This window comes from Stenotrophomonas sp. C3(2023), from assembly GCF_032911385.1.
Lineage (GTDB): Bacteria > Pseudomonadota > Gammaproteobacteria > Xanthomonadales > Xanthomonadaceae > Stenotrophomonas.
Map to the genome: position 1 here is coordinate 1,021,522 of NZ_JAWJLO010000001.1, position 23,365 is coordinate 1,044,886.

20 protein-coding genes are annotated in these 23,365 nt (G+C 68.2%); 11 read left to right on the forward strand and 9 right to left on the reverse strand.

Going from position 1 to position 23,365, the window contains the following annotated elements; genetic code table 11:
• Window positions 1-14: 14 nt before the first annotated feature.
• The 4 genes from RZA67_RS04445 to RZA67_RS04460 form a co-directional block, all read right to left on the reverse strand.
• Window positions 15-1,157 carry an HlyD family secretion protein gene (locus tag RZA67_RS04445; protein WP_317211407.1) on the reverse strand — a complete coding sequence of 381 codons (1,143 nt, stop codon included), beginning with the start codon at window positions 1,155-1,157 and terminating at the stop codon, window positions 15-17.
• 9 nt (window positions 1,158-1,166) lie between these two features.
• Window positions 1,167-2,855 (reverse strand): MFS transporter, encoded by a 1,689-nt coding sequence (locus RZA67_RS04450; RefSeq protein ID WP_317211408.1) that lies wholly within the window; start codon window positions 2,853-2,855, stop codon window positions 1,167-1,169.
• The gene (locus RZA67_RS04455; protein WP_317211409.1) at window positions 2,855-3,451 is read right to left on the reverse strand and encodes a helix-turn-helix domain-containing protein; all 597 of its coding nucleotides are present in this window, start codon (window positions 3,449-3,451) and stop codon (window positions 2,855-2,857) included. Before RZA67_RS04455 ends, RZA67_RS04450 begins: the two co-directional genes overlap by 1 nt.
• Window positions 3,452-3,567: 116 nt before the next feature.
• On the reverse strand, window positions 3,568-5,775 hold the full coding sequence (locus RZA67_RS04460) for a TonB-dependent receptor (protein WP_317211410.1): 2,208 nt from the start codon (window positions 5,773-5,775) through the stop codon (window positions 3,568-3,570).
• Between the two features lie 156 nt (window positions 5,776-5,931).
• On the opposite strand from RZA67_RS04460, the gene RZA67_RS04465 reads away from it, so the two are divergent.
• A complete protein-coding gene (locus tag RZA67_RS04465; RefSeq protein WP_317213807.1) occupies window positions 5,932-6,345 on the forward strand; it encodes a MerC domain-containing protein in 414 nt (137 codons plus the stop codon).
• Window positions 6,346-6,458: 113 nt separating this feature from the next.
• Window positions 6,459-6,641: a 30S ribosomal protein THX gene (locus tag RZA67_RS04470; RefSeq protein ID WP_025879339.1), complete on the forward strand. Its 183-nt coding sequence runs from the start codon at window positions 6,459-6,461 to the stop codon at window positions 6,639-6,641.
• Window positions 6,642-6,768: 127 nt separating this feature from the next.
• Here RZA67_RS04470 and RZA67_RS04475 read toward each other — a convergent pair whose 3' ends face one another.
• The 3 genes from RZA67_RS04475 to RZA67_RS04485 all read right to left on the reverse strand — a co-directional run bounded on the left by RZA67_RS04475 (window position 6,769) and on the right by RZA67_RS04485 (window position 10,059).
• Entirely contained in the window at window positions 6,769-8,025 is a 1,257-nt protein-coding gene (locus tag RZA67_RS04475) for an ectonucleotide pyrophosphatase/phosphodiesterase (RefSeq protein ID WP_317211413.1), read from the reverse strand.
• Window positions 8,026-8,092: 67 nt separating this feature from the next.
• A complete protein-coding gene (locus RZA67_RS04480) occupies window positions 8,093-8,587 on the reverse strand; it encodes a methylated-DNA--[protein]-cysteine S-methyltransferase (RefSeq protein ID WP_317211414.1) in 495 nt (164 codons plus the stop codon).
• On the reverse strand, window positions 8,584-10,059 hold the full coding sequence (locus RZA67_RS04485) for an AlkA N-terminal domain-containing protein (RefSeq protein WP_317211415.1): 1,476 nt from the start codon (window positions 10,057-10,059) through the stop codon (window positions 8,584-8,586). The genes RZA67_RS04480 and RZA67_RS04485 overlap by 4 nt, the downstream gene beginning before the upstream one ends.
• A gap of 232 nt (window positions 10,060-10,291) precedes the next feature.
• On the opposite strand from RZA67_RS04485, the gene RZA67_RS04490 reads away from it, so the two are divergent.
• The 4 genes from RZA67_RS04490 to ubiM all read left to right on the forward strand — a co-directional run bounded on the left by RZA67_RS04490 (window position 10,292) and on the right by ubiM (window position 13,707).
• Window positions 10,292-11,455 carry a hypothetical protein gene (locus tag RZA67_RS04490; RefSeq protein WP_317211416.1) on the forward strand — a complete coding sequence of 388 codons (1,164 nt, stop codon included), beginning with the start codon at window positions 10,292-10,294 and terminating at the stop codon, window positions 11,453-11,455.
• A gap of 65 nt (window positions 11,456-11,520) precedes the next feature.
• Window positions 11,521-12,054, forward strand: coding sequence for a DUF4019 domain-containing protein (locus RZA67_RS04495; RefSeq protein ID WP_317211417.1), 534 nt, complete (start codon window positions 11,521-11,523; stop codon window positions 12,052-12,054).
• A complete protein-coding gene (locus tag RZA67_RS04500) occupies window positions 12,054-12,443 on the forward strand; it encodes an MAPEG family protein (protein WP_317211418.1) in 390 nt (129 codons plus the stop codon). The genes RZA67_RS04495 and RZA67_RS04500 overlap by 1 nt, the downstream gene beginning before the upstream one ends.
• 85 nt (window positions 12,444-12,528) lie before the next feature.
• Window positions 12,529-13,707 (forward strand): 5-demethoxyubiquinol-8 5-hydroxylase UbiM, encoded by a 1,179-nt coding sequence (gene ubiM, locus RZA67_RS04505; RefSeq protein WP_317211419.1) that lies wholly within the window; start codon window positions 12,529-12,531, stop codon window positions 13,705-13,707.
• A gap of 3 nt (window positions 13,708-13,710) precedes the next feature.
• Here the strand turns inward: ubiM and RZA67_RS04510 are convergent, their stop codons facing one another.
• Complete coding sequence (locus RZA67_RS04510) at window positions 13,711-13,932, reverse strand: RNA-binding S4 domain-containing protein (RefSeq protein ID WP_317211421.1); 222 nt, start codon at window positions 13,930-13,932, stop codon at window positions 13,711-13,713.
• A 216-nt stretch (window positions 13,933-14,148) separates the two neighbouring features.
• Between RZA67_RS04510 and RZA67_RS04515 the strand changes: the two genes are divergently transcribed.
• The 5 genes from RZA67_RS04515 (at window position 14,149) to RZA67_RS04535 (ending at window position 22,331) form a co-directional block, all read left to right on the forward strand.
• Window positions 14,149-16,038 (forward strand): DEAD/DEAH box helicase, encoded by a 1,890-nt coding sequence (locus tag RZA67_RS04515; RefSeq protein ID WP_317211422.1) that lies wholly within the window; start codon window positions 14,149-14,151, stop codon window positions 16,036-16,038.
• 183 nt (window positions 16,039-16,221) lie between these two features.
• Window positions 16,222-18,651, forward strand: coding sequence for an EAL domain-containing protein (locus RZA67_RS04520; RefSeq protein ID WP_317211423.1), 2,430 nt, complete (start codon window positions 16,222-16,224; stop codon window positions 18,649-18,651).
• 179 nt (window positions 18,652-18,830) lie between these two features.
• A complete protein-coding gene (locus RZA67_RS04525) occupies window positions 18,831-20,456 on the forward strand; it encodes a diguanylate cyclase (RefSeq protein WP_317213808.1) in 1,626 nt (541 codons plus the stop codon).
• Window positions 20,457-20,463: 7 nt separating this feature from the next.
• Complete coding sequence (locus RZA67_RS04530; RefSeq protein ID WP_317211425.1) at window positions 20,464-21,186, forward strand: pseudouridine synthase; 723 nt, start codon at window positions 20,464-20,466, stop codon at window positions 21,184-21,186.
• A gap of 71 nt (window positions 21,187-21,257) precedes the next feature.
• A complete protein-coding gene (locus RZA67_RS04535) occupies window positions 21,258-22,331 on the forward strand; it encodes a sensor domain-containing diguanylate cyclase (RefSeq protein ID WP_317211427.1) in 1,074 nt (357 codons plus the stop codon).
• Window positions 22,332-22,409: 78 nt separating this feature from the next.
• Here RZA67_RS04535 and RZA67_RS04540 read toward each other — a convergent pair whose 3' ends face one another.
• The gene (locus RZA67_RS04540) at window positions 22,410-23,330 is read right to left on the reverse strand and encodes a DMT family transporter (RefSeq protein ID WP_317211429.1); all 921 of its coding nucleotides are present in this window, start codon (window positions 23,328-23,330) and stop codon (window positions 22,410-22,412) included.
• Window positions 23,331-23,365 lie beyond the last annotated feature (35 nt).

The window sequence follows — 23,365 nt, forward strand, 5'->3', positions numbered from 1 at the left end:
GGCAGCGCCCGGCACTACCTGGCGTCCGTATCCACCTTGACCACCACTGACATGCCAGGGCGCAGGCGGGCGGCGAGCGCCTGATCCGGATCGATGGCGATGCGTATCGGCAGGCGCTGCACCACCTTGGTGAAGTTGCCGCTGGCGTTGTCCGGGCGCAGCACACTGAACTCCGAGCCGGTGGCCGGGGCGATCTGTTCGATGTGGCCGGTCAACACCTGGCCGTCGAACGCGTCCACCGCAAAGCGCGCGGGCTGGCCGACACGCATCTGCCAGGTCTGGCCTTCCTTGAAGTTGGCCACCACCCACAGCGCGTCAGGGACCAGGAACAGCAGCTGTGAGCCGGCGCTGACGTACTGGCCGAGCCGTACGCTGGCCTCGCTGACCTGTCCGTCGCGGGGGGCGCGGATCTCGGTGTTGGCCAGGTCGATGCGCGCCAGCTCGAGCTGTGCGCGCGCACTTTCGACCTGTGCCTCCAGGCCTTTGCGCGCGACCTGGGTGGAGACCAGTGATTCTTCGGCGATGCGGATCTGCGCCTGCGACTGCTGCACGCTGGCCTGCGCCGAGGCGCGGCTGGTGCGGAAGCGGTCGCGGTCGTTGGCGGCAACCAGCTGCTGTGCGGCCAGCGTCTCGTAGCGTTTGAGCTCGGCAGCCGAGCGCTGCAGCTCGGATTGCCCGGCGGCCAGCGCGGCCCGGGCCGAGGCGATCTGTGCACGGCCCTGTGCCTGCGACTGGTCCGCATTGGCCAGCGTGGCCTCGGCCAGCGCCAGCGCGGCTTCGGCCTGGGCAACGCGCTGCTGGTAGATGCGTGGGTCGATGCGCAGCAGCGTCTGGCCCTGCTTGACCTGCTGGAAATCCTTGACCAGCACCTCGGTCACATAGCCGTTGACCTGCGGCGCCAGCACGGTGATCTGTCCGCGCACGTAGGCGTTGTCGGTGCTCATCACGCTGCTGGCAAACGGCCACAGCTGCCAGGCGCGCAGGATCAGCGCGATGCCGACCAGCGCCACGATCACCATCAGCACCACGGCGCGATGGCTTGGCGTGAGGTACTTCGGCGGGGCCGCGCTGGCGGGCGCGGTGGCGCCGGGGGCGGCATCGGTGGGTGGCGGCGGGTTGACGTTGGTGGGGTTGTCGCGGGGCGGCTGTTCGGACATGGGGCGGTCTCAACGCGGGGCAGGGGCAGCAGGGGGCACGGCGGGCGACAGCGTGTGCGGCGGTGGATGGCGCTTGCGCCACTGCTTGAGTACGGCCGTGCGCAGGCTGAGCAGCAGCAGCCAGGCCAGGAACCCCAGCGCCAGCCACTTGCTCAGGGTGAACACATCATTGAAGCCGCGCACGTTTGCTTCGCGGCGACTGATGGTGGCCAGCTGCGCGGTGCCCTGCGCGCTGCGCAGCACCGGGTCGGTGAGCTGGGCTGCATAGATCTGCTGCTGCAGACGCAGGCGCTGGGCGACCACCGGGTCGGCCGGGTCGAGCTGGCTGACCTGGGCGCTGGAGTACACCTGCTCGCGGTGCAGCTGGAACGTGCCCAGCACCGCCGAGCCGGCCAGCCCGCCCAGGGTCTGGGTGATCGACAGGGTGACCAGGAAGGTGATCATATGGTCCACGCCCTGCTTCAGCGCGGCGGTGATGCCGAGCATGATCAGCGGCCCCATGAACATCCCGGCGCCGGTGGAGGCCAGGAACTGGCTCAGGAAGAAATCGTGCGGCCGATCCAGGCTGGTGCGGTTCTGGTCGAGCAGGGCGGCACTGCCCAGCAGCAGGATCGCCATCAACAGCTGGGCGATCAGCCGTTTGGGCCCGAATGTCAGCGCGCTGGTGGCGATGCCGGTGACCACGCCGGCCAGCACCACGGCAAACAGCGGCCGCATCTGGTCCGGGCCCATGCCCAGGTTGCGCATCAGACCGACCACGCCGTAGGACTGCTCGGTGGTGAGAAAGCGCAGCAGAAACGCGCCGACGATGAAATGCAGCACGGGCAGGCTGGCCAGCCAGCGGGTCTGCAGCAGCGGGTTGCGACGGCGGTGTTCAACGGCGAATGCGGCCGTGCCCAGACTGATCGAGGCCACCAGCGCCCAGCCCAGCCAGTCACTGTCCAGCCACCAGCGCGTATAGCCCTGGGCCAGCACGATGACCAGCAGGGCCACTGCCGGGGCAAGCAGCGCGAAGGTGACAAAATCCAGCGGCTCGAACACCTTGATCTGCACGCCCGGCGGCAGCTTGAGCACCACCACGGCAGCGACGGCGCACAGGGCCAGGCCGGCCTCGAACAGGTACAGGTCGTGCCACTGGCCGGTGTCCACCAGCCCGGGCGAGACCAGCCAGGCCAGCGGTACGGCCAGCTGCGAAAGCCCCACCCCGACTACCAGCAGGTTGCCGGTGAAGCGGCGGGGCAGGGCCTGCAGCATGTACATCGTACCCAGCGTGGTACAGGCCGCACCGGCAAAGCCGCTGGCGGCGCGGGCGAGCACCATCGTCTCGAAACTGCCCACCAGCAGATGCAGCACGGCCAGGGCTGCATACAGGCCGAGCCCGATCTCGGCGAACAGGCGGATGCCGTACTGCTGGCGGAACTTGAAGGCCAGCAGGTTGGCGGTGACGTTGACCATCGCGTAGGCGGCCACCAGCCAGGTGCCCTGCAGTGGTGTCAGGCCGAGCTGCCCCTGCAGGAAGGGCAGGTTCGCGGTGACCAGTGCATTGCCCAGGCCACCGGTGATCGCCACCAGCACCGCCACCAGCGCATAGGCCAGACGACGTGTGGGCGGGTGCCAGGGCATCGAAGCCGAGCCGGGCAGGGTGGGCTTTTCGTGCTCCTCCCAGTCGGGTACAGGCTTGAGGTACGGCTGCGGCATCATGCCTCCGGTGAGCGGTTTCCACCGTCAGTATCGACTGCGGCGGCGGGCCCCTGCAGGCCGCCACGCAGCAGCTCCAGCGCGCGGCGGGCAAGCACGGTGCGCTCATCACGTGTTCTGCCGCGCAGTGCCGCGCCCAGCATGCCCGAGATCAGCGTGATGTCGGCGACAAGCAGGTCCGGTCGGCATAGACCAGCGGCGACCGCGCGCTGCATGGGGCCTTCGAAGATCGCCCAGACCTCGGCGCGTGCGGCCTTCATGGCGGAGTCGTTGGGGTCGACGGCACGCCAGTAGTCGGACAATGCCGGGGAGTCCACGGTGCGCTGGGCAATGTCGGCGATCAGCTCGAACAGCGCGTCGTCGCGTCCTTCGAGCGCGCGCGCACGACGCGCGATACGGTCCACCGTGCGCTCCAGCAAGGCCTGCATCAGTGCGGTGCGGTCATGGAAGTTGCGGTACAGCGTCGCCCGTCCCACCTGGGCACGCTCGACGACCAGGTCCAGCGGGGCGTTGACACCGTGGCTGCCGAAGACATGGTCGGCGGCGTCCAGGATCAGGGCGCGGCGCGCAGCCGCGTCGGCACGGAGAGAGCTCATGCCGGCATCATCGGACATATCTGTCCGCCGTGCGAGAGGCAGATGTGACCCGGGCGCAGCGGGTTGGCGGCAGAGGTGGGGGCGCGCCGTCGGCACGCCCCCACATGCACCTTGGATCAGAAGAAGGCGCGGATACCGAAGGCCACGCCGCGGCCCGGCAGCGGCGAATAGTCACGCAGCAGGGAGGTATGCGGGCGTGCTTCGCGGTTGGTCAGGTTGCTGCCATCGAGGAAGACCTCATAGCTGTTGCTGTCATTGCGGTCCCATCGGTAGGCCAGGTGGGCGTCCACCAGGGTGTAGCCGTTGCTGGCCTCTTCGTTCTGGGCCACATCCTTCTGGCTGCTGTAACGCACCGCACCGAGGGAGGCGCGCCAGCCGTCATGCGACCAGCGCAGGTCCGCGCCCACGCGCGCCGGCGAGATCCGCGGCAGATAGCCACCGTTGGCCAGCTCGACGGTGTAGTTGTGTGCGTGGTCGCCGTGCGGCACGGCGATATTGACGCTGCGGCTGCCCGAGCCATCCAGCTCGGCCTTGACGTAGTCACCGAACACGCGCAGATCCCAGTCGCCGGCGCTGCCCTCGAACAGATGCACCAGGGCTTCGGCCTCGGCGCCCTTGAAGGTGGCATCCTGCTGCGCCCACAGGCGAACCGGCAGGCTCTCCACCACGCCGGTGTCGGCCAGGTAGATGAAGTCCTTGAAGCGGGTCTGGTAGATCGAGGCCGAGAAGTCCAGGCGATCGCTGTGGGTGTGGATGCCCAGCTCCATGCGCTGGCCGCGCTCGGTTTTCAGGTTGGCATCACCCAGTTCCACCGAGCGGGTGGCGATGTGGGCGCCAGCGGCATAAAGCTCTTCGTTGGTCGGCGCACGCTCGGAGCTGTCAATGCCAAAGCGCAGGTCGACCGCGTCGTTGAGCTTCCAGATGCTGGCAGCGGACAGATTGGTGGCGTCGAAACTGCGGCGGGCCTGGTCGCTGGTGGGATCCAGCTTGACCTGGTCATGGCGCGCACCCAGTTCCAGCTTGAGCGGGCCGAACTGCTTTTCCTGCAGTACGAACAGGCCCAGGTTGCGGGTCTGGGTGTCCGGCACGAAGGCCTCTTCGCCGCGTGCACCGAAGTTGCTGTGCCCGAACTGCAGGCCGAACGCGCCGTCCCAGCCGGCGACCTGCTGCTGCACCGCTTCCAGGCGGCCTTCGATGCCACGGTTGGTGAAGCGGGTGGACGGCGTGCCGCCTTCCAGCTCGGTATGCTCGTAGTCGGTGTAGCCAGCGCGCAGGTTGATGTTCTTCAGGAACGAGACCGGGTTGTAGATGCCGCCCTTGAAGTCAAAGCGGTTCTGCACCATGTCGATGCGCACATCGTGCTCGTCACCTTCTTCCTCGCCATGGTCGTGGTCATGGTCATGGTCATGATCATGGCCGTGGTCATCGCCATCGGCATGCACGTGGGCACCGTTGGGAATGCCGTAGTTGGTGCGGTAGGTGCTGGCCGAGAGGCCGAAATAACCGCCTTCGCCCAGCCAGGTAGCCCCCACGCCGCCTGCACGGGTACGGATGGAGCTGTTGTCCAGACGGCCGCGACGCGGCTCGGCGCCGTCCTCGTCGGCGTGATCATGGTCATGACCGTGGTCGTGCTCTTCCAGCGAATCGATGACCGCGTAGCCGGGAATCCGGTAATCATCGCCGTTGCGCACCAGGCCGTCGACATGCAGCACCCAGTCGCCGTTGACGCCGTCGAGGCGGAACATGCCGCTGCGTTCCTTGTTGACGCTGTTGCCGCGTACTTCGGCGCGACCGCTGAGCGGACGGTCCGGGATCTGGCTGGCGATGCGGCCATCGACCACATTGACCGCGCCGCCGATGGCACCGCTGCCGAACAGCAGGGTGGCCGGGCCCTTGAGCACTTCGATCTGGTCGGCCAGGAACGGCTCGATGCTGGTGGCGTGGTCGGCGCTGACGGTGGAGGCATCCATGTTGCCTACGCCGTTGGACAGCACCTGCACGCGCGGGCCCTCCTGGCCACGGATGATCGGCCGACCGACGCCGGGACCGAAGAACGTGGACTGCACGCCGGGCAGCTTGGCCACGGTGTCACCGAGGGTGCCGCCCTTCTGTTCGTCCAGGCGCTCACCCGCCAGCACCTCGACCGGGCGCGCCAGCGATTCGGCATCTCCCTGCAATGGTGAGGCAGTGACCTTGACCGCAGACAGTTCGATCAGGTGACCATCGCCGTGCTGTGGGTCGGCGTAGGCGAAGGCAGGCAGCAGCGCGGCGCTGAGCGCGACCACGAGGGCGTGGCGGGGGAGGCGGTGACGCAGGGCATTCATGGCGGTATCCATTGAGCGTTATATTGTATCAATCGGGTGGCGCACGCTGCCTGCAGCGGTGAGGCGGACTGGCAGGGATTCAGGGGAGAGAGCGGCGTGCTGCCCGGGAATGATGTTATATTATTCCATAACGACGTGTCGCCCCTGCTGGAAGTCATATCCGTGAACCCCCGCCTTCGTCATCTGCTTGATCGTTTCGGTGCCACCGGCTCGCTGCTGTGCGCGGTGCACTGTGCTGTCATTCCCGTGCTGCTGGCACTGGCGCCCTCGCTGGGTCTGTCGGTGTGGCTCGGCGACGGGGTCGAACAGGGCCTGGTGGTGTTCGTGACCCTGCTGGGGCTGTTCAGCCTGCTGTGGGGCTATCGTCGCCATGGCGCGCTGCGCGCGCTGGGCTTTCTGGTGCCAGGCCTGTTCGCACTCTGGGCCGGGCTGCTGTATGACCCGCTGCATCACAGTCCGGTGCCGCATGCGGTGGTGATGACGCTGGGGGGCGTTCTGGTGGGCATCGCGCACCTGGTCAACCTGCGCCTGAACCACAGTCACGTGCACGACGCCAGCTGCGCGCACTAGGGCCGGCGTGGTAGTCTCTTCCATCGTGCGCGGGGGCGTCTTCGAAAGACGGCCCTGCCGAACCCGTGTCAGAACGGGGTTAACCAGAATCAGACTTGTAAGGAGTTCAAGACATGGGTAAGGGTGACCGCAAGACCGCCAAGGGCAAGCGCTACAACGCCAGCTACGGCAATGCCCGTTCGCACACCGCGAGCAAGGTGGCCGTAGGCGCCGCTGCGCCGGTTGCCAAGAAGACCGTGGCCAAGGCTCCGGCAAAGAAGGCCGTGGCCAAGAAGGCTGTGGCCAAGGCCGGCTGATCGCCGACCGGGTAATACCGAAGACGCGGCGCTTGCGCCGCGTTTTTTTTTGGTCGTCACGTGATTGCCGCGCGGCAGGTGACGACCGTTGGTCGTCACGTGGCGGCGGTAGAGCTTGACCCACCCGTCAACGCAGCGTGCGCTGCAGCGTCTCCGGATTGCCATCGTTGGGTGCGGCCGGTACCTGCAGCAACCGCGCCAGCAGCGGGTACACATCGACGTTGTCGAATGCATCAATCACCAGCCCCCGGCGGAACGACGGGCCCTGCGCGATGAACACCGCCCGCATCGAGGGCAACGTGTTGTCGTAGCCGTGCGAGCCCCGTTCCTGGTGTGCGCGCCGGGCGATGGTCTCGCGGGTCAGCGCATCCCAGCCTTCGTCCATCTGGCAGACGATCGAAGGGATGCGCGGGTGGCTGCCGTAGTGCCAGCGCGGCGGCAAGGTCTGCTTCGTCCAGCATTCGTACTGGGCGTGGCGGCCGAGCAGGACGCGTTCGGCCGCCGCGCGTTGGCCGTCCAGCGGCTCGAAGCCGACGACCTGACCGACGCTGACGTTGCGCGCCAGCGCCGGGTCCACCATCGATTCGACCGGGATCACCTGCCCCTGCGCCACCGAGGCCATGCCGTGGTCGGAGACCAGCACCACGTTGGTGCTGTCGGCAAGACCGCGCGCGCGCAGACCGTCGAGCAGGGCGCCCACCGCCGTGTCTGCCGCGATGATCGCAGCCGTGTACTCGGGCGACTCCGGACCGTTGGCATGCCCGGCCTTGTCCACGTTCTCCATGTAAAGCGCGGCAAAACGCGGCGCATCGGCGTCGTTGCGCTGCAGCCAGCCAAGCACGGTCTGCACCCGGGTCAGCAGCGGGACGCTGTGGTCGTAGGCCTGCCATTGGCTGGGGCGATGCCCCTTGATCTGCGCTTCGCTGCCCGGCCACGACCATGTCGCGGTGCGCACGCCGGCCTGCTCGGCGCTGACCCAGATGGGCTCGCCACCCCACCAGCCAGGCTGGTTGATGGCCGTGCTGTCGGCCAGCTTGAACGCCCCCAGCGCCGGGTCCTGCATGCTGTTGTGGATGATGCCGTGGTGGTCGGGGCGCAGGCCGGTGACCAGCGTGTAGTGATTGGGGAAGGTCAGGGCCGGGTAGGAGGGCGTCATCCAGCGGGCGCGTACGCCGCCGTCGATGATGCGCTGGAGGTTGGGGGTGATGCCGCGGTCCAGCGCATCGGCACGCAGGCCGTCGATGGAAATCAGCAGCAGCCGGGGGGCAGCGGCAGCCGCGCCGGTAGGGGTGGCCGGAGCGGCTGGCGGAGAAGAGGGCGTAGTAGTGCAGGCAGCCAGCGGCAGGAATGCGGCCAGCGCCCAGGCAAGGCGTGGAAAGGTCATCGCCCCATGATAATGCGCCGCGATGACCCGCCCAAGACAGCGCAGGCCGCAAGCGCGGGCGATGGCCTCATGCCAGCGCGAACGGGGCGTGCCCCGTTTCCAGCTGCAGCAGTGCCTGCTTGACCTCCAGACCGCCACTGAAACCGGTCAAGGCGCCATTGCTGCCGACGACCCGATGGCAGGGCAGCACGATCGGCAGCGGGTTGCGGCCATTGGCAGCACCCACCGCACGCGTAGCGGTGGGCTGGCCCAGCGCGGTAGCCAGTTCGCGGTAGCTGCGGGTGTGTCCGTAGGGGATGGTCGCCAGCGCCTGCCACACCCGCAGCTGGAAGGGCGTGCCCTGCGGCGCCAGCGGCAGCGTGAACTCCGTGCGCTGGCCTGACAGGAACTGCAGCAGCTGCTGCCTGGCCTCGGCAACTGCCGCCGGCCGGTGCTGCCAGAACTCCCTGTCTCTGGCCGCATGGCGGTTCTGCGCGAACAGGATGTGGGCGATGCCGTGATCGTTGCCGGCCACGGTCAGCGCGCCGATGGGGCTGTCGAAGCAGTCAAAGTACAGGATCATTCCGGGGCTCCGCTGAAGGGGACGGACAGGTGCCACAGATGCAGCACGGCATAGGCGCGCCAGGGCCGCCAGCGCTGGGAACGGGCTTCGGCCTGGCGTTGGTTCAGGCGCGGGCCGGGGGCACCGAGCATCTGCTGCAGTACCAGGTCACCGGCCGGGAAGGCATCGGGTTGGCCCAGCGCGCGCAGTGCGATGTACTGGGCTGTCCACGGCCCGATGCCGGGCAGCGCGACGCAGCGCTGCACGAAGGCCTCCAGCGCCTGGCCGGGTGCGAAGTCGAGCGTGCCGGCGGCGCAGGCCTGGGCCAGGGCGCGCAGCGTGGAGGCCCGGGTCCGCGGCAGCCCGATCGCTTCCAGAGGGGCGTCGGCCAATGCCTGCGGGGACGGGAACAGGCGGTCCAGCCCTGCCGGCATGCCGTCCAGCGGCTGTCCGTAGGCCGCCACCAGGCGGCGCGCAAGCGTGGTGGCGGCTGCCACGCTGACCTGCTGCCCGAGCACCGCGCGGACTGCGACCTCAAAGCCGTCCCAGCCACCCGGCACACGCAGCCCGGGCCGCTGGGCGATGCCCTGCGCGAGCAGGGGTTCGCTGGCAAGCGCGGCATGAACCTGCAGCAGATCCGCGTCGAGGTCGAACAGGTGGCGGACGCGGGCCACGACCTGCGGGATCTGCACAGGCTCGACCCGGTCCAGCTGCAGGCGCAGTTCGCTGCGCTGTGGATCGGCGCTGACCCGCAGCAGGCCCGGCCGCTGGGCAGGCCCGATCACGCGCTCGTAGCTGTCGGCCTCGATCCGCTCGATGCCGGGGATCATGCGCCGACGCAGAAAGCCCAGCATCAGGCCGAAATCCAGTGGCGGCCGATAGCCCAGCCGCAGCACCAGCGCCTGCCCTTGGCCGTGCGCCGGCGCCGTCTGCCGTCGAATCGCGCTGGGGGGCATGCCGCATCCGGTGCGGAAGGCATCGTTGAAGCGCCGGATGCTGTTGAAACCCGATGCCAGCGCGACATCGGTGACGCTCAGATGGGTCTCGCTGAGCAGCTGCCGCGCCAACAGCAGGCGGCGGGTGGTATGCAGCTGCAGCGGCCCGGCACCGAGCCGGGCCACGAACAGGCGCTGCAGCTGGCGTGCGCCAAGATCGACGCGGGCGGCCAGCGCACCGACAGGGTGGTCCTGCAGGAACCCGGCATTGAGCAGGGCCAGCGCGCGCCCCAGTACCGCATCGCCCGCCTGCTGCTGCGCCGCTGGAGAACGTTCGGGACGGCAGCGCAGGCAGGGGCGGTAGCCGGCCGCGCTGGCCGCTGCGGCACTCGGGTAGTACTGCACGTTGGCCGGTTTCGGCGGCGGCGCCGGGCAGACCGGCCGGCAATAGATGCCGGTGGTACGCACCGCTGTGTAGAACAGGCCGTCAAAGCGCGCATCGCGGGCCAGGCGGGCGCGCTCGCAGGTGGCGGTGTCCTGGAAAAGCGAGGAGTCCATGGCGACCAGTCTAGGGGCGTCGGCGCGGCTTGGCTGGCCATTTTCCGACATCACTGGCGGGCAGCGGGAAAGCGCGACGACGATCATTGCCGCATCATCGGGGCTGGCGCTGCCGCAGCTGGGCAACGACCGTGGGTCGACACGCGCAGGGCTGGATTCAGGCGACGTTGCCGCGCGTGGCCAGCCAGCGCCTAGACTGTCCATCACTTCACGGAAAACGTCCGGCGGTTCCATGGTCTCCTCGCGGTGGTTGCTCCCGTTGTGCCTTGCGCTGGCTGGCTGTGGTCAGCTGGAAAACACCGGCAATGCCACCGGCAACGAGGCCGCCGCGCGCGCCCCGGCGGGCGACGGCGACCACATGGTATCGATCAACGTGGCCGACGCGCCGGCACCCTTGCCGCCGCCGGCCAGCCTCGCCGATCGGCCCTGGCCGGCGGCGGCACTGGACAACGGGCAGGCGCGGATCAGCTGTGGCACCGACTACGCCGATGGGCAGGGCGACGGCACGGCATTGGCTGGCCTTGAACGCGCCGACATCGAGCAGGCGCTTGCGCCCTGCGTGGAGCGCGGCCTGTTGCGGGTGCGCTACAGCGGCAAGATCAATCCGGGTTTTGCCGAGCTGGTCTGGCGCCTGGCCGTTGTCGCCGACCAGTTGAAGATCCACAAGCGCATTCTTGACCTGGACTCCAGCGGTGGCCAGGTCGAGTCGGCCATCGTGGCCGGCGACAGCATCGGCGACTCGGGCTGGACCATCTGGGTACGCGAGGGCTCGGTCTGCCACAGCGCCTGCGTGTTCGTGCTTGCCGCCGGTGATAACCGGTTGGTGTCGGGGAAAGTCGGCATCCACCGGATGATGCGCATCAGCTCCAAGGCCACCTCGCGCGCCGAGCTCAACCGCGAGCTGCAGGAGGTCTACGACAACGTCAAGGACTACCTGCAGCGCAACGGCGTGGCGGTGGGCGTGGCCGACCTGATGATGACCGTACCCAACCGCAGCCTGCGTCTGCTCAGTGCCGAGGAGCTGCGCCAGTTCGGGCTGGACGGCACCAATGCGGTGCAGGACGACCTGGAGCGGATTACCCAGATGCGCAACTGCGGCGACGATTTCGTCCGACGCAAGGATGCCTTCCTTGTGGCCTTCGACCAGCAGTGCAAGCGCGATGGCGCCGAACTGGAGGCGGTGAGCAGCTGTGGTCAGGCGCTGAAGGAGCGTTTCGGTTTCCCTGACGCACAGTGCCCGCAGCAGAGCCCGCTGTCCGAGTTCGACGTGGCGACGCTGCCGCCTGCGCCCGGCGAGTCAGCCGCCGCCGCGCCTGCCGCGACTGACCAGCCGCGCGCCGGGATATCCTCGGCCGATGCGGACCAGGCGCTGGCCGAGGGGGAGGGTCAGCGCTGAATTGCCGGCGCCCTCACCTGCCGCTGGCATAGACTGCCCGCACATTCCGCAGACCGAGGGTCGCCATGAAACGTCAGGTCGTTGTGCTGTCACTGCTGCTTCCTTTCGCCGCACTCGCGCAGGCGCCAGCACCGGCGCCGGCTGCCCCCGCCGCGCCTGCAGCTCCAGCCGCTCCTGCAGCCCCGGTGCTGAGCGAGGCGCAGAAGGCCCAGGTGGCCCGGCAGAACGCCGAGGTGGCTGCCGCTGCCCGCCGCGTGGTCGACATGGTCGACGCCCAGCGCAGCGCGGAGATCTGGAGCGGCGCCTCGGTCGTGGCGCGCAATGCGGTCACCCGCGAGGCCTTTGTCAGCCAGCTGAAAGCCGACCGCGATCGCCTGGGTGCGCTGCAGTCACGCGGCGAACCGAGCGTCACCTACGTACGCCACGGCAAGGGCGGGGCAGTGCCGGAAGGGTTGTATGCCAGCGTCACCTATCCCACCCGGTTTGCCAACAACGTCCAGCCCGTCCGCGAGCTGGTGAGCTTCCGGCTGGATGAAGACAATGTCTGGCGCGTGGCCGGTTACAGCCTGCGCGCGCCCGGCGCCACGGCGGCACGCTGATGGCCGTCGAACTGCAGTTCCTGGCGTGGGCGATGGTGCTGGGGATCGTGCACCTTTTTGTCGCTTCCTTTGCGGTGACGCGCGAGCGCGGCACCAGGTGGAATGCCTCGGCCCGCGATGCCCCGGCCAAGCCGCTCGGCCCATTGGCCGGGCGACTGCAGCGGGCGCAGTCGAACTTCTTCGAGACATTCCCGATCTTCGCCGCCGCGGCGCTGGCGGTGGTGGTGGCCGGACGGCTGGACAGCAGTACGGCGCTGGCCGTCCAGCTGTATTTCTGGGCGCGCGTGATTTACCTGCCGCTGTACGCGCTGGGCGTCCCGTATGTGCGCAGCCTGGTGTGGCTGGTGTCGATGGTCGGCGTGGGCATGCTGCTGGCCGCGCTGCTGTAGTCCGCGACCGGGGCGGCTGATCCGGATCAAGGACAGACCGGCGGCCCGGCATCATGCTGGGCCGCAATCGTTCGGGAGTCCAGTCATGCGAAGTGTGGATGTGGGAGTGGTCGGCGCCGGTCCGGCCGGGTTGTGTTTCGCCCGCTCGCTGGCGGCCAGTGGCCTCAGTGTGGGCATCATCGAGCAGCAGCCGCGGCAGGCCCTTGCCGAGGCGGCCTTCGACGGCCGCGAAATCGCCCTGACCCACGCGTCGCGCCAGATACTGCAGACACTGGGCATCTGGGAGCGGCTTCCGGCGGCGGAGATCGCCGCACTGCGCGACGCGCGCGTGCTTGACGGACGGGCCTCGTTCGCGCTGACCTTTGCCAGCACCCAGCATGACGGTCAGCCGCTGGGCTGGCTGGTGCCCAACCACCTGATACGCCGTGCTGCATGGGACGTCGTGCAGGGTCAGCCGGGCCTGGAAGTGCTGGATGGGCGCAGACTCCAGTCGCTGGACAGCGACGATCAGGGCCACCGCCTGCAGTTGGATGATGGCAGCGTGCTGCAGGCCCGGCTGCTGGTGGCGGCGGACAGCCGCTTCTCGGCGACCCGCCGTCTGCTGGGCATCGGCGCGCACATGCGGGATTTCGGCAGGTCGATGCTGGTGTGCCGGATGGATGTGGAGCGCGACCACCACCACACCGCGTGGGAATGGTTCGGCTACGGACGGACGATGGCCTTGCTGCCGCTCAACGATGGCCAGGCATCGGCGGTGATCACCATGCCGCCGCAGCAGATCGAGGCATTGCTGGCGCAGGATGCGGTTGGCTTCGGTCAGACCATCAGCGCGATGTTCGAACATCGCCTTGGACGCATGCAGCCGGTGGCCACCCCGCAGGCCTATCCTCTGGTCGGCGTGTATGCGCTGCGTTTTGCCGGCACGCGCGCTGCCTTGATCGGGGATGCCGCCGTGGGCATGCACCCGGTGACCGCGCACGGCTTCAATCTGGGTCTGGCCAGCCAGCATCGCCTGGCCGGCCTGCTGGCACAGCAGCAGGCGCGCGGTGGCGACATCGGTGATGCGGCGCTGCTTGCGCGTTACCAGCGCGGCCACCGGCTGGCCTCACGGCCGCTGTACGAAGCTACCAACGCCATTGCCAGCCTCTACACCGATGACCGCCCGCCGACGCGGCTGCTGCGCGCGGCGGGGCTGCGGCTGGCGCAGGGGGTTGGGCCGTTCCGCCAGGCCATTGCCCGTCACCTGACCCAGCGCGTGGCCTGAGGCTCAGGGCGAGGCAAGGACGCGGATCTGGCTCTCGTTGAACTCCACCACCTGGCCTGCGCGGATCTTGCAGGCCTTGCGCAGCTCCACTTCACCGTCGACCAGCACGAGCCCGTCACTGATCACCGTCTTGGCTTCACCACCGCTGGTCACCAGGTCGGCCAGCTTGAGCAGTTGTTTGAGTTCGACATAATCGCCGTCGAGGTCGAATTCCAGGATCTGCATGGAAACAGGGCGCCATCTGCAAAGGGCGCTCATTGTGCGCCAGCACGCGCCGCACGGGGAGGGGGCGACAACCTGTATGGGGCGTTCAGGCAGAATGGGTTATGATTCCGCTTTGATCGAGCAGCGCTCAGGGCACGCGATAGAAGGGCGCCCAAAGCGCGCATTCCTTTTTTTCATCGCCTGCCATGCTCGTGGCAGTGCCTGTGGAGTTCCCCAATGTCTCAAGAAACCCCGGCGCAGCTGCAGTTCGCGCAGCTTGGCCTGTCCGAGCCTGTCATGCACGCCGTCACCGCCATCGGCTACGAAACCCCGTCCCCGATCCAGGCCGCCACCATTCCGGCGATGCTGGAAGGGCGCGACGTGCTGGGCCAGGCCCAGACCGGCACCGGCAAGACCGCTGCCTTCGCCTTGCCGGTACTGTCCAACATCGACCTGCAGCAAAGCAAGCCCCAGGCGCTGATCCTGGCGCCGACGCGTGAGCTGGCCATCCAGGTCGCCGAAGCGTTCCAGTCGTATTCCTCGAAGATCCCGGGCTTCCGCGTGCTGCCGGTCTACGGCGGCCAGCCCTACGGGCAGCAGTTGTCGGCCCTGCGCCGTGGCGTGCATATCGTCGTGGGTACGCCCGGCCGCGTCATCGACCATCTGGACCGCAGCACCCTGGACCTGTCCGAGCTGAAAACGCTGGTGCTCGACGAAGCCGATGAGATGCTGCGCATGGGCTTCATCGACGATGTCGAAGCGGTGCTGAAGAAGCTGCCCGAGCAGCGCCAGGTTGCGCTGTTCTCGGCGACCATGCCGCCGCAGATCCGTCGCATCGCCCAGACCTATCTGCAGGACCCGGTGGAAGTCACCATCGCGGCCAAGACCACTACCTCGGCCAACATCCGCCAGCGTTACTGGTGGGTGAGCGGCATGCACAAGCTCGATGCGCTGACCCGCATCCTGGAAGTGGAGCCGTTCGATGCGATGATCATCTTCGCGCGGACCAAGGCTGGCACCGAGGAGCTGGCCGGCAAGCTGCAGGCGCGTGGTCTGGCGGCCGCAGCGATCAACGGCGACATGCAGCAGGCCCAGCGTGAGCGGACCATCGCCATGCTGAAGGAAGGCAAGCTGGACATCCTGGTGGCCACCGACGTGGCCGCCCGTGGTCTGGACGTGGAGCGCATCAGCCACGTGCTGAACTACGACATCCCGTATGACACCGAAAGCTACGTGCACCGCATCGGCCGTACCGGCCGCGCCGGCCGCAGCGGCGAGGCGATCCTGTTCGCCACGCCGCGCGAGAAGGGTATGTTGCGCCAGATCGAGCGTGCCACGCGCCAGCCGATCGAAGAAATGCAGCTGCCGACAGTCGAAGCAGTGAATGACACGCGGATCAGCAAATTCACTTCGCGCATCACCGAAACGCTGGAAGCCGGCGGTCTGGACTTCTACCGCCAGCTGCTGGAGCGCTTCGAGACAGAGAAAAACGTGCCGGCACTGGATATTGCCGCTGCGTTGGCCAGGATGCTGCAGGGCGATACTCCCTTCCTGCTGCAGCCGCCGGTGCGTGCTCCGCGTGAGGAGCGTGCCCCACGCGAGCGCTTCGAGCGTACCGAGCGACCTGAGCGGGGTCCGCGTTTCGAGCGCGGCCCGCGTGCTGAAGGTGAGGGTTACCAGGAGCGTCCGCGGCGCGAAGTGCCACCGCGTGGTGCCCCGGACCAGGGCATGGAAACCTTCCGTATCGAAGTGGGCCACACCCACGGCGTGAAGCCGGCCAACATCGTCGGCGCCATCGCCAACGAGGCAGGTCTGGAGAGCCGCTTCATCGGGCGCATCGACATCCACGAGGACTTCTCGGTACTGGACCTGCCGGTGGACATGCCGCAGGACGTGCTTTCGCACCTGAAGAAGGTGTGGGTATCCGGCCAGCAGCTGCAGATGCGTCGGGTCGAGCCGGGTGAGGACCTGAGCCAGGCCGCGCGTCCGTTCAAGCCGCGCTTCGGCAAGGGCGGTCCGGGTGGTCCGGGCGGTCCGCGCCGTGGGCCGGGAGGCCCGGGCGGTGACCGCGACAGCCGTCCGCCACGCCGCGATGGGTTCAAGCCGCGCGGCCCGCGCAGCTTCTAAGCGCAGCGCCGGCGCTGTCCGGCGGCAGTCAGCTGCAGCGAACGCCAGTCCTTTCGGGGCTGGCGTTTCGCGTTTTCACCGCGGCGGCATTTCTTCGCGCGGCGCTGACAAATCCCCCCCTACGCTGTCTGATGCGACAACAGGCCAGCACCGGTCGACTGATCGGATTCGGGGGGATCCATGATGGAAACCAGCGATACCGCGTCGTTGCAATACGTGCCCAAAGCGCGCGGTTTGAACCGGCGTCTGGCCCTGCTTACCGCCATCGCGTTGGCGCTGGTGGGTGTCTCGATCGTGGTGCAGGAAATCCAGGCGACCTCCACCGCATGGATCGTGGGGCAGAGCCACTGGTCGCGCGGGCAGCAGCGCGCCGTCGCGGCGCTGGAACGGTATGTGGACGATGGCCGCGAGGTCGACCTTGCCGAAGCCCGCAGTGCGCTGGCCATACCGCTGGGCGACATGCACGCCCGGCTCGCGCTCGAACAGGACCCGCCCGACACGGCCGCCGCGCGGACCGGGTTCCTCCAGGGCGGCAATGACCGCGGCGATATCAACCGTCTGATCCTTTCCTATCGCCATGGACGCGATCTTCCGGTGTTCCGTGCGTCCAGCAGGGTCTGGCAGCAAAGCGATGCCGGCCTGCTGGAGCTGCAGGCGATGGCCGATGACCTGGAGCAGGCAATGGCCATGACAGGGGTGCTGGACGAGGCCGACCGCCGTGGCTACCGGTTGCGCCTGCAGGCACTGGACAGCGAACTGCAGGCAAACGCCGCGGCCTTTTCGGCGGCCTTGCTGGACATGGCCGGGCTGGTGCGCCTGCTCACGCTGGCGGCCAGCGTGCTTTCGGTACTGGCGATCACGCTGGTGGCGATCCTGCTGGCACGGCGGGTGCGCATCGTCCACTTCGAGCAGGAAAGCCGGTTCCGCGCGGCGTTCCACCAGGCCCATGTGGGGATGCTCAAACTTGACCCGCATGGACAGGTGCTGGAGGCCAACCAGGCACTGGCCGACATCCTGCATATGCCGCACAGCGCGCTGCTGGCGTCCAATCTCGCGCAGCTGCTGGTGGAGGGCGAGATGGTCTTGAACCAGGACGGCAGCATTGACTGGCCGCGGCAGCTGCGGCCGAGCGAACTGCGCTTCCGGCGCAGCGATGGCGGCCTGATCTGGGGACGCTGGAGCGGTACGATCGTGCCTCATGGCCGGCGCGGCCATTCCGTGTTCGCCATCGTCGAGGACGTCAGCCAGACCCATGCTCTGGCGCGCGAGGTGGCCCACCAGGCCAGTCACGATCCGCTTACCGGCCTGGCCAACCGGCATGAGATCGAACAGCGGCTGGAGCGCGCGCTGTCGCAGCTGCGGGGCGAGGGCGGACTGCATGCGCTGTGCCACTTCAACCTGGATCATTTCAAACTGGTCAACGACAGCGCCGGGCACGCGGCCGGTGACGAGATTCTGCGTGTTTTCGCCGGGCACCTCAAAGCGGCGGTGCGCGAGAGCGACTGGGTGGGGCGGCTGGGGGCCGACGAGTTCGCGCTGTTCCTGGCCGGGACGACACAGGACGAGGCGCGCCGGGTAGCACAGCGGGTGATGGACACGCTGGGCCAGATCAGCCTGGCGCTCTCTCCGGAGGTGCCAACGGTGAGCTGCAGCGTCGGCGTACTGGAGTTCAGCGCAGATGCGCCGGACGTGAACTGGGTGCTGAGTGCGGCCGACAGCGCCTGCTACGCAGCCAAACAGGGCGGCCGCAACCGCGTGCACTGTTTCAACGAGAACCGCATGGCGGTGGCCGAGCGGCGTCAGGATGCCGCCCGTCTGCGCCGTGTGAGCCTGGCCATCGCCGAGGACCGTCTGGTGCTGTTCGCCCAGCGCATCGAGCACCCACGCATGCCCGGCTACCTGCATTACGAGGTGCTGGTGCGGCTGCGCGACACCGACGGAACGGTTCATGGGCCGGCTGAGTTCATCGCCGCAGTGGAGCGCTATGGCATGGGCATGGCGCTGGACCGCTCGGTGCTTTCGCTGCTGTTCCGGCATCTGCAGCAGTGCCCTGCGCACGTGAAGCAGCTCGGCCTGTGCAACGTCAACGTCTCGGCCCAGTCGATCACCGAGCCGGCGTTCCTGGCCTTTGTCAGCGATCTGCTGGAACGTAACCGCAGCATGGCCGGTCGCCTGTGCCTGGAGATCACCGAGACCGCGGTGATCCACAACCTGCCGCAGGCGCGTCGCTTCATCGACGCCGTGAAGGCACGCGGGTGCCGCATCGCGCTGGATGACTTCGGCTCGGGGCTGTCTTCATTCGGCTACCTGCGCGAGCTTTCAGCCGATCTGCTGAAGATCGACGGTGCGTTCGTGCGTGATATGGAGACCAACCCGGTCAGCCGGGCCACCGTGCGTGCGATCGCCGCACTGGGCCGAGAGCTGGACCTGCAGGTCGTGGCCGAGTGGGTGGAAACCGAAGCGGCGGCGCGCGCGCTGGCGGACATGGGTGTGCAGGGGCTTCAGGGCCATGCCATTGCATGGCCGCAGCCGCTTGAGGAGCTGATGGACGCAGGGCCGGGCCCAGAACGGCAGGCGCCGCCGACCGGCGTCGAGCCGCGATGGCGCGGCTGAGGCACCCTCCTGAAGTCGAGCAGCACCGCCGTCGCAGGACTGCGATAATCTGCGCAGACAATGGACGTCGCGCGATCCGCGTGTGCGCAGCAAGGGGCGGGTGGGCAGTGCAACGCTGGACAATCAGACGCGCAAGCGGAACCGCACTGGCCGTGCTGCTGGTGTTGGGCTGGCTGCTGATGGCCCCCTGCATCGTCAGTGCCGCGCCGCAGCCGGTGGACGACTACCTGCTGCTGGGCCAGGCCACCGACGAACCTACACCGCACCGTGCGTGCAACCCGGCCCAGCTGGGCGAGCGCCGGCAGACGCTGGTGATCCCGGCACCAACAGCGGGCTGGTCCGGTCAGCCGCAGGCGCTGGACGTGTTCAACGTGCTGGCCGGGGAGGTCGAGCTTTCCTACGCCGACCGGGATATCTGCGGCACCATGAGCGATGCGCGGACCCGCGACTCGCGCTTCCGCGCGGGAATCGGCATCGTCATCGTGCCGCCGGCGGGAAGTCACGATCCGCTGCGCGTCTCCTGGCCTGAGCCGCTCAAGAAGCGCTGGGGGCCGACGCTGCTGATGGGCGCGCCCAGCCCGGTCCAGCAGAACGACACCGCGCGCCTGCTGATCCGCGCAGCGTGCATCGCCGTGGCGTTGGCGCTGGCCCTGTCCGCGCTGATGGGCTATCTGAGTGCGCGTGATCGCGCGTTCCTGGGCTACGTCGGCGTGTGCACGGCCTTCGTGCTGTGGCAGTCAGTGCTCAGTGGTCTGAGCGGTTATCCCGAGCCGTGGCTGCCGGTGGCGTGGGCCACCGCCCCGTGGGTGGTAGGACTGACCGCTGTGGTGATGACGCTGTTCGTGCCGGTACTGTGGTGGCTCAACGGCGGGCTGCGGCTCTGGCCGGCCTCGCGGCGGGTGCTGCGTGGCCTGGCCGTGGCGCTGCTGGCACCGCTGCTGGTGGTGCCATCGATGGGCTGGGGGGCGCTGGGCTGGGCGGCCGACGTGCTGGAAGCGGTGTACATGGTGGGCTGTGGCGTGTGCCTCGGCACGGGCCTGTGGGCCTGGAGCCGCGGTGATCGTTGGGCCAGCGTCGGCCTGCTGGCGCTGCTGCCGTTCCTGCTGATGATCGTGGCCGATCTGCTGGCTGCACGCTGGCTGCTTGCCTACCGTGTCGAGCTGCTGCAGGTTTCGGTGACCTGGCTGCTGATGATGGCCGCCTACGCGCTTAACCAGCGGCTTGGCCAGCTGCGCGCCCAGCGTGATGAGCTGCGCCAGCTGGCCGACACCGATGTGCTGACCGGGCTGGGCAACCGCCGCGCCGGCCTGCGTCAGCTGGCCAGCCGCCTGCAGTCCGCTGGCGATGGACGGCCGCTGGTGGTGGGTTTTCTGGACATCGACCTGTTCAAGGACATCAATGATCGCCACGGTCACGACATCGGCGATGCCGTGCTGATCGCCGTGGCCGAAGCCCTGCGCAGCTGCATGCGCGGGCGGGAGGATGTATTCCGCATGGGCGGCGAGGAGTTTCTGCTGCTGTTGCCGGGCTGCTCGCGGCAGCAGGCTGCACTACGCCTGGAGCGGGTGCGCCAACGCGTTTCCGAAGCGGCGGCAGGCCTGCAGGTTGAAGGTCTGGTCATCACCGCCAGTATCGGCTTGGCACAGTGGCGACCGGGCAGCGATGACCTGGCCGCACTGCTGCGCCGGGCCGATCACGCGATGTACGCGGCCAAGCGCGCCGGTCGCGACCGGGTAATGGACGGCGAGCAGCTGGAGGCGATTCCGCCGCGGGCGACTGCCGCTCAGCCGGCCGATGCCGGATAATGGCGGCATGACCACCCGACTCAACAAATACATCGCCGAGACCGGCTTCTGTTCCCGCCGTGAGGCCGATCGTCTGATCGGCGAACGCCGCGTCACCGTCAATGGCACGCCGGCCGGCACCGGTGCCGTTGTCGGCGAAGAAGACCAGGTGCTGGTCGACGGCCAGCCGCTGCGCGCGCGCCAGGCCGCCCGGCCCGGCGCGCGCCGCCATGTGTACATCGTGCTTAACAAACCGGTGGGGGTGACCTGCACCACCGAGAGCGCGGTCAAGGGCAACATCGTCGACTTCGTCGGTCATGAACAGCGCATCTTCCCGATAGGCCGGCTGGACAAGGATTCCGAAGGTCTGATCCTGATGACCAGCAATGGCGACATCGTCAACCAGATCCTGCGTGCCGAGAATGGTCACCAGAAGGAGTATCTGGTTGCGGTCAACAAGCCGGTCACCGATGAGTTCCTGCGCGGCATGGCGCGCGGCGTGCGCATCCACGACCAGATGACCCTGCCGTGCCGCACCTCGAAGCTGGCAAAGTTCGGCTTCCGCATCACCCTGCAGCAGGGCTTGAACCGGCAGATCCGCCTGATGGCGGCCGCGTTCGGGTTCCGCGTCACCCAGCTGCGCCGCGTGCGCATCGACAACATCAAGATTGGCGCGCTCAAGCCTGGCCAGTGGCGCAACCTGACTGAACAGGAACTGCGCGGACTGCTCCCGAACCAGCAGAACTGGTAACGTCAGAGGCCAGGGCAGCGTCGCGCCTGTTCGCCGCTGCCGACCTCACTGACTGCAGGAAACGCCGCTGGATGATCCGTCCCGAAAACCCCGCCAACGAGGCCCAGCGCCTGCAGGCGCTGTACCGTTACCGGATTCTCGACTCGCAGAAGGAGCGCTCCTTCGACGACCTGGTGACCATTGCCAAGGCGGTCTGTGGGACCTCGATGGCAGCGGTCACCCTGGTGGATGTCGAGCGCCAGTGGTTCAAGGCGATGCATGGCGTCGAGGCCGCCGAGCTCCCGCGCAGCGAGTCGATGTGCGGCCACGCCATCCTGCAGCCGCAGGAAGTAATGGTGGTCGAGGATGCACGGCAGGATCAGCGCTTCCATGACAACCCGGTGGTCGTGGGCGAGCCGCATATCCGTTTCTATGCGGGCGCGCCGCTGCTGAGCAGCGACGGCATGGCGCTGGGTACGCTGTGCGTGTTCGACCCGCGCCCGCAGCATCTGCAGCCGGCGCAGACCGAAGCCCTGGTTGCTCTTTCGCGGCAGGTCATGGTGGTCATGGAACTGCGCCGGTTTGCGCTGGACATCCAGCAGCACATGCTCGAGCGCGATGACTACCAGCGCCTGCTGACCGAGTACCACGAGGTGCTGCTGGCCCAGAACGCCGACCTCACCGAGCAGAGCCGCACCGACGCCCTGACCGGCCTGCCGAACCGGCGGGCGATGGCGGCGGCGCTGGAGGCGGCGGTAGGCGATGCCGAAGGCCAGTCGCGCCCGACCAGCGTGGCCCTGCTGGATATCGACCATTTCAAACGCATCAACGACGTGCACGGACATGCCACCGGCGACCGCGTGTTGGCTGAGCTGGGCGCGGTGCTGCGCACGCATTCTGCTGGGCGCGGCCTGGCCGCGCGGTATGGCGGGGAAGAGTTTCTGGTGCTGATGCCTGATACCGACGTCCGCGCAGCTGAACTGCAGTGCGAGTTGCTGCGGCGGGCGGTGGAGTCATTGGCGCTGGGTTTCCCGGTCACGGTCAGCGCCGGGGTGGCGATGCACCATGCAGGCCACAGCATCGACCAGACGCTGCAGCGTGCCGACGCCGCGCTGTACCGGGCCAAGGCCAGCGGCCGCAATCGCGTGGAGCGGGCGGTCGATTGAGAGGTAGGTGACGACCGTTGGTCGTCACCTACCAGGGCAGCGCGTGCTGCGGCGGGCGGTCACCTGCCAGGCAGGCGATCAACCGCCCGCCGCGGGCAACGCTGCCGGGCGGCGCCGGTGCAGCAGCGGGTGCAGGAACACGGCGCCGATGATGATGGCTACGCCGAGATAGAAACGGGCGCTGACTTCGTGCTGTTCGCCGAGCAGCACGATGGCCAGCAGCACGGCGTATACCGGCTCCAGATTGGTGACCAGCTGCACGGTGTAGGCGCTGAGGTGGCGCAGCGCCACCAGCGCCAGTGCAAAGGGCAGCAGGGTGCAGGCCCCTGCAAGCAGGAGCAGCAGCAGGCCGTCGTGCAGGTCGGGCAGCACCCATAGCGGGCTGGCCAGCGCGGGCAGCAGCAGCGGCAGTGCCGGTGCCAGCAGGGTCAGCGCCAGCGTACCGGCACCGAGTTCAAGCGCGGTCACGGTCAGCGGATCAGCGTGACTGACCATGCGCTTGTTGAGCGAGCCGAACACCGCCACCAGCAGCGCCGACATGGCACCGACCAGTACGCCGATGCGCATGCCGTCGGGTACGCCACCGACCACCAGCGCAACCCCGGGCAGCACCGCCAGCCCGAAGGCCAGCTCGCGCAGCTGGAACGGCCGCTTGGCCACCCAAGGCTCGATGATCGAGGTGAACACCGGCGCCAGCGCAATGCAGGTCGCCGCCACCGAGGCATTGGCCAGCTTGACCGCACCGTAGAAGGTCAACCAGTGCAGCGCCACCAGCACACCGATGCCCGCGTAGCCGGCGATCACCGCAGGCGGCAGGGCGCGCAGCCCGCGCCAGACCCGTGGCAGCAGCGCCAGCATTGCCACGACCAGCAGCATGCGCCACCACACCAATGGCAGCGCGGGCAGGGTGATCAGTTTGCCGAGGATGGCGGTGATCCCCCACAGCAGGACACAGAAGTGGATCTGCAACAGCGCTTTGCGGGTATCGGGGGTGCTCATCGGCGCTATTGTGCGCGGCGCGCCCGGGTTCGGGT

Excerpts from the sequence above, each read along its gene's own strand:
- RZA67_RS04530 (WP_317211425.1), top strand. The coding sequence starts at position 20,464 with ATGACCACCCGACTCAACAAATACATCGCCGAGACCGGCTTCTGTTCC.
- RZA67_RS04515 (WP_317211422.1), top strand. The coding sequence starts at position 14,149 with ATGTCTCAAGAAACCCCGGCGCAGCTGCAGTTCGCGCAGCTTGGCCTG.
- RZA67_RS04475 (WP_317211413.1), bottom strand. The coding sequence starts at position 8,025 with ATGACCTTTCCACGCCTTGCCTGGGCGCTGGCCGCATTCCTGCCGCTG.
- RZA67_RS04450 (WP_317211408.1), bottom strand. The coding sequence starts at position 2,855 with ATGCCGCAGCCGTACCTCAAGCCTGTACCCGACTGGGAGGAGCACGAA.
- RZA67_RS04535 (WP_317211427.1), top strand. The coding sequence starts at position 21,258 with ATGATCCGTCCCGAAAACCCCGCCAACGAGGCCCAGCGCCTGCAGGCG.
- RZA67_RS04455 (WP_317211409.1), bottom strand. The coding sequence starts at position 3,451 with ATGAGCTCTCTCCGTGCCGACGCGGCTGCGCGCCGCGCCCTGATCCTG.
- RZA67_RS04460 (WP_317211410.1), bottom strand. The coding sequence starts at position 5,775 with ATGAATGCCCTGCGTCACCGCCTCCCCCGCCACGCCCTCGTGGTCGCG.
- RZA67_RS04500 (WP_317211418.1), top strand. The coding sequence starts at position 12,054 with ATGGCCGTCGAACTGCAGTTCCTGGCGTGGGCGATGGTGCTGGGGATC.
- RZA67_RS04540 (WP_317211429.1), bottom strand. The coding sequence starts at position 23,330 with ATGAGCACCCCCGATACCCGCAAAGCGCTGTTGCAGATCCACTTCTGT.
- RZA67_RS04510 (WP_317211421.1), bottom strand. The coding sequence starts at position 13,932 with ATGCAGATCCTGGAATTCGACCTCGACGGCGATTATGTCGAACTCAAA.
- RZA67_RS04445 (WP_317211407.1), bottom strand. The coding sequence starts at position 1,157 with ATGTCCGAACAGCCGCCCCGCGACAACCCCACCAACGTCAACCCGCCG.
- RZA67_RS04520 (WP_317211423.1), top strand. The coding sequence starts at position 16,222 with ATGGAAACCAGCGATACCGCGTCGTTGCAATACGTGCCCAAAGCGCGC.
- ubiM (WP_317211419.1), top strand. The coding sequence starts at position 12,529 with ATGCGAAGTGTGGATGTGGGAGTGGTCGGCGCCGGTCCGGCCGGGTTG.
- RZA67_RS04480 (WP_317211414.1), bottom strand. The coding sequence starts at position 8,587 with ATGATCCTGTACTTTGACTGCTTCGACAGCCCCATCGGCGCGCTGACC.
- RZA67_RS04490 (WP_317211416.1), top strand. The coding sequence starts at position 10,292 with ATGGTCTCCTCGCGGTGGTTGCTCCCGTTGTGCCTTGCGCTGGCTGGC.
- RZA67_RS04495 (WP_317211417.1), top strand. The coding sequence starts at position 11,521 with ATGAAACGTCAGGTCGTTGTGCTGTCACTGCTGCTTCCTTTCGCCGCA.
- RZA67_RS04485 (WP_317211415.1), bottom strand. The coding sequence starts at position 10,059 with ATGGACTCCTCGCTTTTCCAGGACACCGCCACCTGCGAGCGCGCCCGC.
- RZA67_RS04525 (WP_317213808.1), top strand. The coding sequence starts at position 18,831 with ATGGCCCCCTGCATCGTCAGTGCCGCGCCGCAGCCGGTGGACGACTAC.
- RZA67_RS04470 (WP_025879339.1), top strand. The coding sequence starts at position 6,459 with ATGGGTAAGGGTGACCGCAAGACCGCCAAGGGCAAGCGCTACAACGCC.